We start from the raw sequence: 12,934 nt of genomic DNA, 5'->3' as shown, positions 1-12,934 counted from the left end.
AGAAACCCTCACAAGCCAATCAACACATCGCGAGATAAACTCGCTCCCACAACATGAGCCTGCTGCCATAAAGTAAGCCATTCTGGTAGGAGGCGGTTTACCCGCCGATGGCTTGCAATGAAGTTCCAGCAAAAAACCATGTACATCAAAACCCGTTGCAGTAATGCGAAGGGTTTTTTGCTGTTTGGGATATAGAAAACCTCGCGAGATGAACTCGCTCCTACCACAGTATCAGCACAGTGCAAAATGGTAGGAGGTGATTTATCAGCCCTAAAACTTAATAATCCTTATTTCGTAGAGTCGTAGGTTATGCTCTGAAGCTTCTTGTTTAATGCTGATCTAATTAATGCTATCAATAAATACACTTAAAATATGGCGAAGAAAGAAACATTTGCGATTTTTTTTGAGCTGTATATACTTACAGTAAATAAACCACTGTATGGAATACCAGTTAATGCGTCCTCTAACAAAACGACAAGAACAAATCTTTGAATTAATAAAAGTATTCATAAAAGATACAGGCATGCCTCCAACTCGTGCTGAAATAGCTGATGCTTTGGGTTTTAAGAGTGCAAATGCAGCGGAAGAGCACCTGAAAGCGCTTGCGAAAAAGGGAGTTATCGAAATGGTCCCAGGCGCAAGCCGAGGGATTCGACTTGTAGAGGATGAATCAGAACAACTTGGTTTGCCTATTATTGGTCGTGTTGCTGCTGGTGAGCCTATTTTGGCAGAGCAACATGTAGAAAGCCACTGTAATGTAGATGCTAGTTTTTTTAAACCTAATGCTGATTACCTTTTGAGAGTTAATGGTATGAGCATGAAGGATATTGGTATTATAGATGGTGACCTATTGGCTGTTCACAGAACTCAAGTGGCAGAAAATGGGCAAGTGATAGTTGCTCGTGTAGAAGAAGATGTGACTGTTAAACGCCTTGAAAAGAAAGGAAAGAAAGTTTTTTTACATGCTGAGAATGAAGAATTTAAAGCGATTGAAGTAGATCTAGAACATCAAAATTTCTCCATTGAAGGGTTAGCTGTCGGTGTTATCCGAAGTGCAGACTGGATGTAGTTTATGAGAGCGAGCGTAGCGTTAAATATAAAGTTGCGCTTGCTTTAACTATATTTTGTTTAGAAAGTAATAATTAACTTTTCTAACTGTGTGAAAGTTAGATAATTATAGTGACTTTAATCATTTAGTAATATTTTTAGTTTTCTGATCTTTATACACTATTTTTCATCATTCTTCGTTTTACTCCCTATAGTCCCCAGTTTTGATTCTAAAGTCGGTCTTCTCGAAAATCTTGCAATTTGTTTGTTTTTTGACTAATTGGTTAATAGTCGTGCAGTAAGTCTATGTACAAATAGACAATATGACAGTCATCCAATAATAACAAGAGACAACCACGAGTTGTCTTGAAGGAGACGTCAAATGAAAATTTGTCGATTAGTTGTAGCATTCATCGCGGTGCTAATCGCCATGCCCTCACTTGCTAACAGCGCTTACAATATGAGGCAAGGTGTTACAGACATTAGTCATCAAGTGTATGAGCTTCACATGACCATATTTCTAATATGTTGTGTCATTGGAGTGATTGTATTTGGGATTATGTTTTGGGCGCTTATAAAACACAGAAAGTCAAAAGGCGTTGTTGCGGCGCAATTTCATGAAAGCACCAAAGTGGAAATACTTTGGACTGCAATTCCCTTCCTGATACTCATTGGTATGGCAATACCAGCCACAAAAACGCTTATTGCTATGGAAGACACGAGTAAAGCTGATCTGACCATTAAGGTCACAGGCTCTCAGTGGAAATGGCACTATGAGTATATGGGGCATGATGTTGAGTTCTATTCTTTGCTCTCTACTTCGAAAGATGAAATTAGTGATCTTAAAGAAAAAAATGAAAATTACCTGCTTGAAGTTGATAAGCATTTAGTTATTCCTACCGATAGGAAAGTCCGCTTTTTGATGACCTCGGATGATGTCATCCATTCTTGGTGGGTGCCTGATTTTGCGGTGAAGAAGGATGCCAATCCGGGATTTATAAATGAGGCATGGGCAAAGGTAAACGATGAGGGAATTTATAGAGGCCAATGTGCTGAATTATGTGGCAAAGATCATGGCTTTATGCCAATCGTCGTCGAGGCCGTAAGTCCTGATAAATTTGATAGTTGGCTTAACGATGCTAAAGCTGAAAAAGCAAAAGCAGAGGCGGAGTCACAGGCAGTTGCGCAACAAACTCTTTCGAAAGAAGAGTTAATGGAGGTTGGGGAACAAACTTACATGGCTTATTGCGCAGCTTGCCATCAACCAACTGGGCTTGGGCTACCAGGAGTCTTCCCTGCAATGAAAGGAAGTAAAGTCGTCACTGGAGATATTAAAGCTCATATAGATATTCTACTTTTAGGTCGCCCAGGAACTGCGATGCAATCTTTCGCAAAGCAATTAACAATTAAGCAGATCGCGGGGGTGATCACCTATAAAAGAAATAGCTGGGGTAATGACACTGGCGATGTTATTCAGCCAAGCCAAATACAGCGTGAGATAGATGCACTAGAGGAGGGTAAGTAATGAGTGCCATCGTAGACGAACATTCACACCATACAGCTCCCAAAGGCTTAAAGCGCTGGCTGTTTACCACCAATCATAAAGACATTGGAACACTGTATTTATTGTTCTCACTAACCATGTTTTTAATTGGCGGTGCTATGGCGATGGTGATCCGAGCCGAGCTTTTCCAACCTGGGTTACAGCTTGTAGATCCGCATTTTTTTAATCAAATGACGACAGTGCATGGACTAATAATGGTATTTGGCGCAGTAATGCCCGCATTTACAGGTCTTGCCAACTGGATGATCCCAATGATGATTGGTGCTCCTGATATGGCGTTACCGAGAATGAATAACTGGAGTTTTTGGATACTACCCTTTGCATTTGCAATTTTACTGATGTCATTATTTTTGGAAGGCGGCGGGCCTGCTTTCGGTTGGACTTTTTATGCGCCACTATCTACAACGTACAGCAATGACAATACTGCATTTTTTGTTTTTGCTGTTCATATAATGGGCATTAGCTCTATTATGGGTGCTATCAACGTTATCGTGACCATCGTCAATCTTAGAGCTCCAGGTATGACATGGATGAAGTTGCCTTTATTTGTCTGGACCTGGTTGATAACTGCATTTCTTCTGATAGCTGTTATGCCGGTACTTGCAGGCGCCGTAACTATGGTGCTGACCGACAAGTTCTTTGGAACGAGCTTTTTTGATGCAGCAGGTGGTGGTGATCCTGTTATGTTCCAGCATATATTCTGGTTTTTTGGTCATCCTGAAGTGTACATCATGATATTACCTGCCTTCGGCATAATCTCTACGATAGTACCGACATTTTCAAGAAAGAAACTGTTTGGCTATGCATCAATGGTTTATGCAACCGCTTCAATTGCACTGCTGTCGTTCGTCGTTTGGGCTCATCATATGTTTACAACGGGTATGCCTTTAGCTGGTGAGTTGTTTTTTATGTATGCAACTATGCTCATTTCAGTGCCTACTGGCGTTAAGGTTTTTAACTGGGTAGCTACAATGTGGCGAGGTGCTATTAGTTTTGAGGTGCCTATGCTTTTTGCTATTGCATTCATCGTACTTTTCACAATTGGTGGATTTTCCGGTTTGATGTTAGCGATTACTCCCGCCGACTTCCAATATCACGATACCTACTTCGTTGTCGCGCATTTCCATTACGTGTTAGTTACGGGAGCTGTGTTCTCAATAATGGCCGCCGCATATTATTGGTTACCAAAGTGGACGGGGCACATGTTTGATATCAAATTGGCTAAATTTCACTTTTGGCTCTCCTTGGTTAGTGTGAACGTATTGTTCTTCCCAATGCACTTTGTTGGTCTTGCTGGCATGCCAAGGCGGATCCCTGACTATGCTCTACAGTTCGCTGATTTCAACGCGATCATTAGTATCGGAGGGTTTGCATTCGGTCTTTCTCAACTGTTGTTTGTTGCAGTGGTTTATAAATGTATAAAAGGTGGAGAGCAGGCCTCTGGGAAAGTATGGGATGGGGCAGAGGGATTAGAATGGCAAGTACCATCTCCGGCTCCTTATCATACCTTTTCAACGCCACCGGAGATTAAGTAATGCAACATGGCCGCCTGCTTAAGAAGCTTATTTTGTTGACGCTAGGTATGTTTGCTTTTGCCTTTGCACTGGTTCCTCTATATGACGTTTTTTGTGATGTCACAGGCCTAAATGGTAAGCCATCCATGGAAATCGCAAAGCAGAGCGAGTCAATTGCACAAAGTCGACAAGTAGATGTGAGCTTCACAACGCATAGTCAAAGCCAGGCGCCATTTAAGGTCGATGCAGTCGAGCATTCGGTTAGTGTTCAACCCGGTAAGCTAACCGATGTCAAATTTATTGCAAAAAACTTGAGTGATAGTGAGCGTGTGTTGCAAGCGATCCCTTCAGTGTCCCCGGGGAAAGCTGCAAAGTATTTACACAAAATGGCCTGCTTTTGTTTTGATCAGCAATCAATGAAAGGCAAAGAAGAAGTTGAGTTTGTCTTGAGGTTTTATGTAGATACGGAGCTACCAAGTGATGTTGAGGAACTCACGCTTTCATATACGTTGTTTGATATTACAGAGCGAGTTAGCAAACAAGACAGTGATGGACTGAATATGCTAGTTGCTCGAGAGGAGTTCAAATATGAACCATGAACAAGAAAAATATTACGTGCCTGAGCAAAGTCCATGGCCAATCGTTGGGGCTTTTGCACTTTTCTTTATCGCTGTTGGCGCTGGCTTAACGATTATTCAACTTAAATCAACCAGTAATAGTGGAGTAATGCTACTGCTCGTGGGTATTGCTGTGCTGATCTATATGATTTTTGGTTGGTTCAGGAATGTGATCCAAGAATCTCAAAATGGGTTATATTCTGCCCAAATGGATCGTTCGTTCAAGCAAGGAATGGGATGGTTTATCTTTTCCGAGGTTATGTTTTTTGCTGCTTTTTTTGGTGCACTTTTCTATGCACGAATGATAGCTGTGCCGTGGTTAGGCGGTGCAAGTAATAATGCCAGTACCAATGAGGTTTTATGGCCTCAATTTGAAGCTGTATGGCCATTGCTCACAACTCCAGATGGAACTGTCACTCAAGCTATGGGTTGGCAGGGACTTCCACTGATCAATACGATTATTCTATTAGCATCATCAGTAACCCTTAGCTTTGCTCATGTAGCTTTAGAAAAAGAGCAACGGGCGAAAGTAAAGGCGTTCTTGGGATTAACAGTACTACTTGGCGTCGCATTCTTAACCTTGCAAGTGGAAGAGTATATTCACGCTTACCAAGATCTGGGGTTAACTCTCCAGTCGGGGGTTTACGGTAATACATTCTTTTTACTGACAGGGTTTCATGGCTTTCATGTCACACTTGGCGCGATTATTCTTTTCGTTATATGGATCAGGGTGTTGAAGGGCCACTTTACCGCTAAGAACCACTTTGCTTTTCAAGCTGGGGCTTGGTATTGGCATTTTGTTGATGTTGTTTGGTTGTGCCTGTTTGTATTTGTTTATGTGTTGTAACAACGGGTGAAGAGTGTAGTTTTATAAAGCCAAATTGAGCAGCAAGACAGATTAGAAGTACGACAGCTATTGATGCATAAACTCTTTGTTGCAATAGCCTCGCCATCGACTCTTGTTGCTCTGACTTGAGCATGACTAGCATAGCTCTAAATAGATTTAGAAAAACGAGTAGTAGCAGTACAACAATAATAATTTTAATCATAAGGGGTGTCCGATGGATTTAGGTGCACTTTTTAAAGGTAGATCAAAACCCCCCATATTGGCAGCATTAATAGTTGTTCTTTTATGTGGCTCGCTCTCTTATTGGCAGTGGCAAAGAGCACAGCAAAAACATGTGTTGCAGCATAAAGTTGAGATTGAAAAATCGCTAGGCGTAGCTAATGAGCAGCAAGTAACATCCCAGCCGCTAATGCAATATGTTAATGCTGAAGTGTCGATTTCAGGGAATTTTGTAGGCGATGCGGTTTGGTATTTAGATAATCAAGTCGTAAAAGGCCGAGTCGGTTTTGATGTAATTGGCATTATAAAAATTTCCGGAACTGATGAGTATCTAGCTGTGAATTTGGGTTTTGTGCCACAGCAAGCTAGTCGCGTGCCTACCGTTTTCTCTCTTCCAAGTGGTACCGTTTCTCTACCTGTCTATATCAAATCTAGTGCTAGTAAGCGGTTCACCTTAGCTAAGTCTGCGGCAGAGGAGGCAACAAAACAATCTGTGATCCAATATATTGATGTTGATTACTTATCTGCGGAGTCAGGTAAACCTCTTTTACCTCTAATTGCCTATATGACTAAAAACAGATTTGCCGGGACTGAGCCCCATTATCAACCGGTCGTAATGTCACCGCAAAAACATGAAGCTTATGCTTTACAGTGGTTGCTTATTGCCTTGGCTGCGGTAGTAATTGGCTGGAAACTTTCAAAAAAGGAGAATAAAAATGTCTAAAAGTGCGGCATGGTTTATAGGGCTGTTCGTATTCCCCTTACTGTTGGCATTTGTTGCCCTGAAGGTTGGCTGGATACCACATAGCACGACTAATCACGGTGAATTTTTAAGTCAGGAGGTTCGCCAATCAGAGCTGGTTTTAGATACTGAGTGGAGTATCGTTTACCAGCGACCAAGACAGTGTAATAAGCAATGTTCTTTACTACTAGATAGCTTACCTAATTTGTATTTAGCGCTGGGGAAAAACCAGCAGAAAGTATCGCTTGTGGTATTGCAAGAGCGAAATGAAAAAGGTATTGAGTACGCTACTTCTTTGCCGATATACCTCAACCAGTTAGACGACAATCATCTCTATTTGGTTGATAAAACAGGGTTATTTGTACTCAAGTATGCACCAGTAGCAAGCTTAGAAGAAATGCGAAATGTGCAAAAAGGGCTACTGAGTGATTTGAAGAAATTATTGAATTACTCTCGTTCAAGTTAGGAGGTAAATATGTCCAAGGTAAAAATAAAAATCGCAATATTTGCCTGTTTCGTCGCAATAACTGTAGTGACACTTGGCGCCTTCACACGTTTAAGTGACGCGGGACTTGGGTGTCCAGATTGGCCTGGGTGTTACGGCTTTTTAACAGTACCAAATGAGACTCATGAACTATCTGCGGCTAAAGACAATTTTCCACATTTAGAAGTGGAAGCAGAAAAAGCTTGGATTGAAATGATCCATCGCTATTTTGCCAGCTTCCTCGGGTTACTTATTTTGGCACTTGCATGCATAAGGCTGTTCAAAAAGCAAAATACAGAAAGTCCTAACCGTCACTACTATCTACTGCTATTGCTTGTGTTATTTCAAGGGGCACTTGGGATGTGGACCGTGACGATGAATTTACAGCCAGTCATTGTGATGGGTCATTTACTAGGTGGGTTTAGTATTCTTGCATTGCTGATGTTATTGGTTTTAAGGCTGAAATACACCACTATTACAGCTAGTGTAACCAGCCTTACCTGTCGTTTATGTTATGTGGCTCTTGGTGTGTTGATTATACAAATTGCGCTTGGTGGGTGGCTTGCAGCCAATTATGCTGCTCCACATTGTACAGGGCTGCCACTATGTGACAACCTTCAGCTTTTCTCTTGGCAGAGCTTATTTACGCTTCCTGAAGCTTCAGCGACCTACGAGTTTGGAGTGTTACCGTTTGAATCTAGAGTATCTATTCACTTTATCCATCGGGTTTGGGCAGTTGTTACCGTTTTAACGCTACTTGCTGCATGTTGGCCACTCCTTAGAGCTGGTCAAAACCACTTACTCCGACATTCAGCGCTTGTCGTTTTAGCTTTAGTTTCTATACAAGTTTTGGTGGGGGGGGCAATCGTACACTTCCAATTTCCTCTGTTGTTGACCTTATTCCATAACTTCATGGCAGCAATGGTGTTATTAGCAATGGTGAAATTGTGTTTCTTTATCAGCTTGGCGCAAAAAGTAGGAGTAAAACATGCTTCAATTAACTAGTTTTTCAGAGCTTCAAAAAGCAACTACTTTATTCAAAGCCTACTTTGGCATGTGTAAGTTCAAAGTAGTATGTATGTTGGTTATTACTGCTTGGGTCGGGATGATGTTAGCACCACAAAGTGATAAAACATTATTGGCACAATTAATGAGTTTGTTTGGCATTGGTTTACTTTCGAGTAGTGCAGCAGCTGTAAATCATATCGTGGATAGAGAAATAGATAAAAAGATGGCGCGAACACGAAACCGACCGTTAGCGACAGACTCTGTTTCTGTATCATCAGCTTTAATCTTTGCGATAGGCCTCGCAATTTCTGGGTATGCTCTATTAACTATTTTCGCCAATCAGTTATGTGCGCTACTTACCTTAGCCGCGCTATTCGGTTATGCCGTGATTTATACGTTATTGTTAAAACGCGCAACACCTCAAAACATAGTAATTGGGGGGTTAGCAGGAGCGATGCCACCCCTGTTAGGTTGGGTCAGTGAGACTGGTCAGCTTGGTGCAGAGCCTTGGTTGTTAGTAATGATCATTTTTGCTTGGACACCTCCTCACTTTTGGGCATTAGCTATTGCTCGTAAACGAGACTACGAAAAAGCCGAAGTCCCCATGTTACCAGTAACGCATGGAAACGAATTTACAAAACTCTGTGTGCTATTTTATACCATCATTTTGACTTTAGTCTGTTTGCTCCCTTATCTAGTGGGAATGTCTGGTTGGATCTACTTGTTGGTCTCTGGTATGGCAAATGTCGCTTTTATTTACAAAGCGACAAAGCTTATGAGAACAAATAGTTTAGAGTATGCTATGAGGGTATTTTATTTCTCTATCTGGCATCTTTTGATAGTGTTCATTGCACTTTTTGTGGATAAAGCATTTATATGAAAAAATTTCTGTTAATTATCTCTATGTTAACTTTGTTTGGTTGTGGGCCTGCACCAGATGTGTCGGAAAAAGTGGTTTGGTACCCAAAGCCTAAGGACGTTAAAGCGTTTGAATTAAGGGATCAACACGGTGCGATAGTCTCAAACCAAGACTTTACCGATAAATGGAATTTGCTATTTTTGGGCTACACGAGTTGTCCCGACGTGTGTCCTATGACGCTGTTGAAATTAACTCACGTATATCAATCTGTAAAAAATAAAGGTGACTTACAAGTATGGTTTGTATCGGTCGATCCCAACCGAGATACTGAAGAAAAGCGTTTGGCCTACATCAAGCACTTTGATCCTGATTTTAAAGCGGTATCTGCCGAGCATTCTGCTTTATTTCCGTTTGTGAGAGATCTCGGTTTAATATACGCAATAAATCAGGAACAGACAGAAGAGTATTATGTTGATCATAGTGCGTCTGTAGCATTAATTAACCCAAAAGGTCAGCTTGAGGCTATTTTCAAACCTACACATACAGTGGGAGCTGTCCCTACAATCGATGACAAACTACTTCTTGCTGACCTTGAGAAGATCATCAATTAGTCTTATAGCGACACTGGTCGACCCTAGTGTCGCTGCACTATCTTACCTCTAACGCTTTAATTATTTGCGGATTTTTAATCAATCTTTGTGGCATTTTTACCATCACGGTCTAAGCTAATTTTATTACTCATTTTTACAAGGATAGTCTTCAGCTCATGTTGAAACTTCCACCTGAAATGGCGATTAACCATGTGGAAAGCCTGTACCATCAGATTTTCCAAGACTCTATGGAAACATCAGACATCACGATTGATATTAGTGAAGTGCAAAGAGCCGATACAGCATCTATACAACTGCTCTGTGCCGTACAGAAACACTTGCTCTCGTTAGAACATAAAATTGTATGGCATGGTGAAAGTGACGCTTTAGCGCAGGCTGTCAATGAGTTGGGATTAACCCATTATTTATTCCATAGTATTGAAAATTAAGAGGTGAATATGAAAAAGATTTTAGCTGTGGATGATTCGGCGTCAATGCGCCAAATGGTTGGCTTTACTTTGAAAAAAGCAGGTTTTGATGTTACGGAAGCCAAAGATGGCAGTGAAGCGCTATCTATTGCCAAGCAACAAGGGTTCGATGCCGTGATCTCTGATGTAAACATGCCTGTAATGGATGGGATCACACTTATTAAAGAGCTGCGTAGCCTACCCAACTATAAGTTCACCCCTTTACTAATGCTGACCACCGAGTCGGGGTTAGATAAAAAAACAGAAGGTAAAGCGGCGGGAGCAACTGGTTGGATAGTGAAGCCATTCAACCCTGAACAACTACTAGCGGTATTGAAAAAAGTCATAAGATAGATACAGAGAGGCGTCGATATGAGTATTGATTTAAGCCAATTTTTTGATGTCTTTTTTGAAGAAAGCTTTGAAGGCCTAGACATAATGGAAGCTGAGCTGCTGAATTTACAGCCAGGCCATGAAGACTCAGAAACGATCAATACTATATTTCGCGCAGCACACAGCATCAAAGGTGGCAGTGGAACATTTGGTTTTACTTCTGTCGCTAACTTCACGCATGTGTTGGAAACCTTACTCGATCAAATCAGGGATGGGCGTCGACAGTTGACCGCTGAACATGTCAATTTGCTGCTCCAATCCGTTGATTGTTTAAGGGCCTTACTAACCGCATTACAAGCCGAAGAAGAGCCAGATCTCTCCAATGCGAATGAGTTGAAAGTTAAATTTGAAGAGATTTTAGGTGGTAAAGAGAGTGTTAGCTCAGATACTGCCGATAGCATACCTCAAGGGCAAGAATCTCAAACCTATCAAATAGACTTTAAACCGCTCCCCCACTTGTTTAAAACCGGTAACGAACCGCTCTATATGTTAAGTGAGCTATCAGAATTGGGGGATTTAGAAACTCATGCGTTTTGTGATGCAATACCTGAAATTGATGACTTCAATCCAGAGGATTGCTACCTCAGTTGGCGGTTATACTTAACAACCAGTCATCCAGAGTCGGCGATTAAAGAAGTATTTGAGTGGGTTGAGGATGATGCTGAAATTTCTATTACCTTATGTGGTGGTTTATTTGAAGATGATGTGAGTGTCTCCACAACGCCAGAACCAGAGAGTGAGAAGAAAGAAGCGTCGAGCAACGACACTCAAAATATTGATGTACCAAAAACATCCTCAGCGACAAAGGCTAAGCCTGAGGCTAGCAAGAAATCAGCAGAATCGACTTCGATCCGTGTTGGGATTGATAAAGTTGATTCGCTTATCAATATGGTAGGGGAGTTGGTTATTACCCAAGCTATGTTGACTCAATTAGGCGAGCAAGAACCGACCGAAAATACGCTTGCTGCGATGCAAGAAGGCCTCGCTCAATTAGCCCATAATACGCGAGATTTACAAGAAAATGTAATGCGGATCAGGATGTTACCTATTAGTTTTGTCTTCAGCCGATTTCCTCGTTTAGTAAGAGACACATCACAGAAGTTGAACAAACAGGTTGAGCTAAAACTGCTAGGAGAGCAAACAGAATTAGATAAAACCGTGATGGAAAAAATTTCCGATCCTATGGTTCATTTAGTAAGAAATTCTTTGGATCACGGCTTAGAAACACCGGAAGACAGAATAAAAGCCGGAAAAGATCCTGTGGGTACGGTGACACTGAATGCTTTCCACCAAGGTGGAAATATTGTGATTGAAATCATGGATGATGGCAGAGGCTTGAATACCGAAAAAATAAAAAGTAAAGCGATTGCCAATGGCCTAATTCAAGCAACTGATGAGCTGACTATTGAAGAGGTTAATGAACTTATTTTTAGGCCTGGGTTTTCAACAGCCGATGAAGTGAGTGATATCTCTGGTCGCGGCGTGGGTATGGACGTTGTTCGAAGAAATATTCAAGCATTAAACGGCAGCGTTGAAGTAACTTCAGCAAAAGGGGTTGGCTCAACGTTTACAATTAGATTGCCATTAACGCTGGCCATTCTTGATGGTCAACTGGTTAAAGTTGCAAAGCATACCTACATCATTCCACTTATTTCTATTGTTGAGTCTTTACAAATAGATATTAAAAAAGTGAGCAAAGTAGGTAATGGCTTAGAGGTGCTACGGTTACGAGATGAATACATACCAATACTAAGGCTATATCAATTATTTAATCATGGTGGTGCAATAGAAGAGTTGGATAAAACACTGTTAGTGGTTGTTGAGAGTGATAATCACAAAGTGGGGTTGTTGGTTGATGATTTACTGGCGCAACAACAGGTCGTTATTAAAAGTCTCGAAGCGAATTATCAGAAAGTAAATGGGATCTCAGGGGCGACAATTTTAGGTGATGGCAGAGTCTCTTTAATTGTCGATATTAGTGGTCTTATCAAACTGAGCGGCTTAAAGCGTCCAGGAACTCAAGAGTTATTAGTAGAACAAGAGTTAGATGAGGTGGTGTCATGATCACTGAAAAAGCCTCGATTAATGAACAAGTCATGCTTGCAGACAGAGATGACGATACACAATTTCTCACCTTTATGATGGCGGGCGAAGAGTATGGCATGGATATTCTGGCCGTACAGGAAATCAGAGGGTGGGAAGAAGTCACTGCAATTCCAAATGCTCCTAAGTATGTGAACGGTGCGATTAATTTACGTGGCACGATAGTACCAATCATAGATTTAAGGATTCGATTCGGCTTACCGCAAATCGAATATGGAGCTCTAACCGTGGTTATCGTTGTCTCCGTTGTAATAAAAGAGGCAACAAAAATTATGGGGTTAGTTGTTGATGCTGTTTCTGACGTATACAGCATCAACGAAGAAACAGCGAAGGATGTTCCAGATTTTCAAGACTCGGAAAATAGTCAATTTGTACAAGGACTTGTAAATGTTGGTGAAAAAATGGTCGTACTTTTAAATTTGAAGAAGATATTAGATCTTGAAGTCAAGCAGAATGAGCAATTGGTTGTCGGGGGATAAC

General features: G+C 41.2%; 14 protein-coding genes. All 14 read left to right on the top strand.

What is annotated here, in order from left to right:
- Positions 1 to 454 precede the first annotated feature (454 nt).
- The 14 genes from lexA to ABMY45_RS22905 all read left to right on the top strand — a co-directional run bounded on the left by lexA (position 455) and on the right by ABMY45_RS22905 (position 12,933).
- Positions 455 to 1,069 (top strand): transcriptional repressor LexA, encoded by a 615-nt coding sequence (lexA, locus tag ABMY45_RS22970; protein WP_102057673.1) that lies wholly within the window; start codon positions 455 to 457, stop codon positions 1,067 to 1,069.
- A 360-nt stretch (positions 1,070 to 1,429) separates the two neighbouring features.
- A complete protein-coding gene (gene coxB, locus ABMY45_RS22965) occupies positions 1,430 to 2,572 on the top strand; it encodes a cytochrome c oxidase subunit II (protein ID WP_010604340.1) in 1,143 nt (380 codons plus the stop codon).
- Positions 2,572 to 4,146, top strand: a complete 1,575-nt coding sequence (ctaD, locus tag ABMY45_RS22960) for a cytochrome c oxidase subunit I (RefSeq protein WP_102057672.1) — start codon at positions 2,572 to 2,574, stop codon at positions 4,144 to 4,146. Before coxB ends, ctaD begins: the two co-directional genes overlap by 1 nt.
- Positions 4,146 to 4,724 carry a cytochrome c oxidase assembly protein gene (locus ABMY45_RS22955; protein WP_102057671.1) on the top strand — a complete coding sequence of 193 codons (579 nt, stop codon included), beginning with the start codon at positions 4,146 to 4,148 and terminating at the stop codon, positions 4,722 to 4,724. The genes ctaD and ABMY45_RS22955 overlap by 1 nt, the downstream gene beginning before the upstream one ends.
- Positions 4,714 to 5,589, top strand: coding sequence for a cytochrome c oxidase subunit 3 (locus ABMY45_RS22950; RefSeq protein ID WP_102057670.1), 876 nt, complete (start codon positions 4,714 to 4,716; stop codon positions 5,587 to 5,589). The genes ABMY45_RS22955 and ABMY45_RS22950 overlap by 11 nt, the downstream gene beginning before the upstream one ends.
- Positions 5,590 to 5,803: 214 nt before the next feature.
- Positions 5,804 to 6,532 (top strand): SURF1 family protein, encoded by a 729-nt coding sequence (locus ABMY45_RS22945; protein ID WP_211867191.1) that lies wholly within the window; start codon positions 5,804 to 5,806, stop codon positions 6,530 to 6,532.
- Positions 6,525 to 7,016: a transmembrane cytochrome oxidase associated protein gene (locus ABMY45_RS22940; RefSeq protein ID WP_349289545.1), complete on the top strand. Its 492-nt coding sequence runs from the start codon at positions 6,525 to 6,527 to the stop codon at positions 7,014 to 7,016. Before ABMY45_RS22945 ends, ABMY45_RS22940 begins: the two co-directional genes overlap by 8 nt.
- Positions 7,017 to 7,025: 9 nt before the next feature.
- Complete coding sequence (locus ABMY45_RS22935; protein WP_349289544.1) at positions 7,026 to 8,039, top strand: COX15/CtaA family protein; 1,014 nt, start codon at positions 7,026 to 7,028, stop codon at positions 8,037 to 8,039.
- Positions 8,023 to 8,922, top strand: a complete 900-nt coding sequence (gene cyoE / locus ABMY45_RS22930) for a heme o synthase (RefSeq protein ID WP_029215745.1) — start codon at positions 8,023 to 8,025, stop codon at positions 8,920 to 8,922. Before ABMY45_RS22935 ends, cyoE begins: the two co-directional genes overlap by 17 nt.
- Complete coding sequence (locus tag ABMY45_RS22925) at positions 8,919 to 9,512, top strand: SCO family protein (protein ID WP_010604347.1); 594 nt, start codon at positions 8,919 to 8,921, stop codon at positions 9,510 to 9,512. Before cyoE ends, ABMY45_RS22925 begins: the two co-directional genes overlap by 4 nt.
- Before the next feature lie 155 nt (positions 9,513 to 9,667).
- A complete protein-coding gene (locus ABMY45_RS22920; protein WP_010604348.1) occupies positions 9,668 to 9,940 on the top strand; it encodes an STAS domain-containing protein in 273 nt (90 codons plus the stop codon).
- Positions 9,941 to 9,949: 9 nt separating this feature from the next.
- Positions 9,950 to 10,312 carry a response regulator gene (locus tag ABMY45_RS22915; protein ID WP_010378447.1) on the top strand — a complete coding sequence of 121 codons (363 nt, stop codon included), beginning with the start codon at positions 9,950 to 9,952 and terminating at the stop codon, positions 10,310 to 10,312.
- An 18-nt stretch (positions 10,313 to 10,330) separates the two neighbouring features.
- Positions 10,331 to 12,415, top strand: a complete 2,085-nt coding sequence (locus ABMY45_RS22910) for a chemotaxis protein CheA (protein WP_235368846.1) — start codon at positions 10,331 to 10,333, stop codon at positions 12,413 to 12,415.
- Entirely contained in the window at positions 12,412 to 12,933 is a 522-nt protein-coding gene (locus ABMY45_RS22905; protein ID WP_010604350.1) for a chemotaxis protein CheW, read from the top strand. The genes ABMY45_RS22910 and ABMY45_RS22905 overlap by 4 nt, the downstream gene beginning before the upstream one ends.
- Position 12,934: the final 1 nt, after the last annotated feature.

Origin of the sequence: Pseudoalteromonas sp. XMcav11-Q, assembly GCF_040104525.1 — a bacterium.
GTDB lineage: Bacteria > Pseudomonadota > Gammaproteobacteria > Enterobacterales > Alteromonadaceae > Pseudoalteromonas.
Note: the sequence above shows the minus strand (reverse complement) of the source record. Positions and strands in the feature narration are given on the sequence as shown.

Bases quoted from the DNA above. Each gene is read 5' to 3' on its own strand.
- ABMY45_RS22915 (WP_010378447.1), top strand. From the start codon at position 9,950: ATGAAAAAGATTTTAGCTGTGGATGATTCGGCGTCAATGCGCCAAATG.
- ABMY45_RS22925 (WP_010604347.1), top strand. From the start codon at position 8,919: ATGAAAAAATTTCTGTTAATTATCTCTATGTTAACTTTGTTTGGTTGT.
- ABMY45_RS22920 (WP_010604348.1), top strand. From the start codon at position 9,668: ATGTTGAAACTTCCACCTGAAATGGCGATTAACCATGTGGAAAGCCTG.
- lexA (WP_102057673.1), top strand. From the start codon at position 455: ATGCGTCCTCTAACAAAACGACAAGAACAAATCTTTGAATTAATAAAA.
- ABMY45_RS22935 (WP_349289544.1), top strand. From the start codon at position 7,026: ATGTCCAAGGTAAAAATAAAAATCGCAATATTTGCCTGTTTCGTCGCA.
- coxB (WP_010604340.1), top strand. From the start codon at position 1,430: ATGAAAATTTGTCGATTAGTTGTAGCATTCATCGCGGTGCTAATCGCC.
- ABMY45_RS22950 (WP_102057670.1), top strand. From the start codon at position 4,714: ATGAACCATGAACAAGAAAAATATTACGTGCCTGAGCAAAGTCCATGG.
- ABMY45_RS22905 (WP_010604350.1), top strand. From the start codon at position 12,412: ATGATCACTGAAAAAGCCTCGATTAATGAACAAGTCATGCTTGCAGAC.
- ABMY45_RS22940 (WP_349289545.1), top strand. From the start codon at position 6,525: ATGTCTAAAAGTGCGGCATGGTTTATAGGGCTGTTCGTATTCCCCTTA.
- ABMY45_RS22945 (WP_211867191.1), top strand. From the start codon at position 5,804: ATGGATTTAGGTGCACTTTTTAAAGGTAGATCAAAACCCCCCATATTG.
- ABMY45_RS22955 (WP_102057671.1), top strand. From the start codon at position 4,146: ATGCAACATGGCCGCCTGCTTAAGAAGCTTATTTTGTTGACGCTAGGT.
- ABMY45_RS22910 (WP_235368846.1), top strand. From the start codon at position 10,331: ATGAGTATTGATTTAAGCCAATTTTTTGATGTCTTTTTTGAAGAAAGC.
- cyoE (WP_029215745.1), top strand. From the start codon at position 8,023: ATGCTTCAATTAACTAGTTTTTCAGAGCTTCAAAAAGCAACTACTTTA.
- ctaD (WP_102057672.1), top strand. From the start codon at position 2,572: ATGAGTGCCATCGTAGACGAACATTCACACCATACAGCTCCCAAAGGC.